The organism is Paenibacillus puldeungensis (assembly GCF_042678945.1).
GTDB classification, from domain to species: domain Bacteria; phylum Bacillota; class Bacilli; order Paenibacillales; family Paenibacillaceae; genus Fontibacillus; species Fontibacillus puldeungensis.
Genome location: NZ_JBHTLM010000043.1, coordinates 1 through 1,182, shown reverse-complemented (window position 1 = coordinate 1,182; position 1,182 = coordinate 1). Strand labels below are relative to the sequence as shown.

Here is a 1,182-nt window from a genome sequence, read left to right as displayed (position 1 = left end):
AAACCCTTGATATAGCTGGGCAAACCAGAGATCCAGTCCTGTAGTTGACAAAAAACAGCTGTTTTGTTCTTCTTCGTTTTAGCTTGGGACATTTCGATAAATAAACTCATGAGTTGTTGAAGTGCGGTCTGGAAGTCCAGATCGCGGACTTCATCGGCAAAGAGAAAAAAGAGTCCTCCCAATGTCCGATCATCACTCGATTCTCGCCGTTCATATTCCATCGCCAAATAACGGCTGAATACAACCGTGGTGTGGCTAATCAATTGGTCGAAAGAGCGACCTTGAAACTCGGTCCCCAGTTTCAAATAGCTTTTGGTGACTTTGAAAAAGGTCTCGATACTCCAGCGCATGCCGTAAATTCTCACGATTTCGACAGCCTCCAGTGAGGCGTCTGTACTTAAAATGGCAAGCCATTCCCGTTTTTTATTTCGGTTGCGGACAAAAACAAGCTTCAAGGGCAGACCGCAGGCGGTGTGTACGATGACGGAGCCCTTGATGTCTTTGGCATTCGATGAGGGAAGGCTTTGAAAGACCTCACTCAGCGTCATTCGCTTGCCTTGAACAAGATAGCGCTGTTTCATCTCTTTCACCATGCCAATCACAGGAAGACCTCTGGCCGTGAGTTGACGAAGTAGTGGAGTTTGCGTAAACCAGCTATCCATGAGCACATAATCAGCAGTGAAGCCAGCGGTTAGAGCCCGTTCCAGCAAAGCAACAACCGCATCCGGCTTCCGAGAAAAAGCCTCCATTCGGCGTTTGTACCCGTTGCTACGCTTTGAGAGATTCGAGGCCATTTCGCAAATGCGATTGGCCAGTTTGGCTGAAGAAAGCATGACAAAGTCAAGCGGAGCGAAGCTAAAACCGTCTGACCAGCCGAGCGTCAGCATCGTGTATCCTTTGGTGAATTTGCCTGTGGAATGATCAAATACTCGTGCCAGTAACTCTGCTTTTTTACTCCGGTTCCGACTCAGAACCGAATCGTCCACGATGAAGACCCGCACCCGATTCGAAGAAATGAGAGATTCAAAGTGGCGCACAATACGAAGGCTCAAGGTCTGCAAAAAGCGTCGCCAAGCAAAGGAAGCATGGTTCAAGAACCGGTAGATAACATCTTTTCCGGGTAGGTCGGCTCCGCGGTCACTTTCCAGAAGTCGAAACCAGTTCTTTCCTTCGAAGACCAAA

1 protein-coding gene is annotated in these 1,182 nt (G+C 48.4%); it reads right to left on the bottom strand.

The window, feature by feature from the left end:
* Positions 1-1,182: IS4 family transposase (locus ACFQ3W_RS25940; protein ID WP_379322140.1), on the bottom strand; the 1,182-nt coding region annotated here is incomplete at both ends.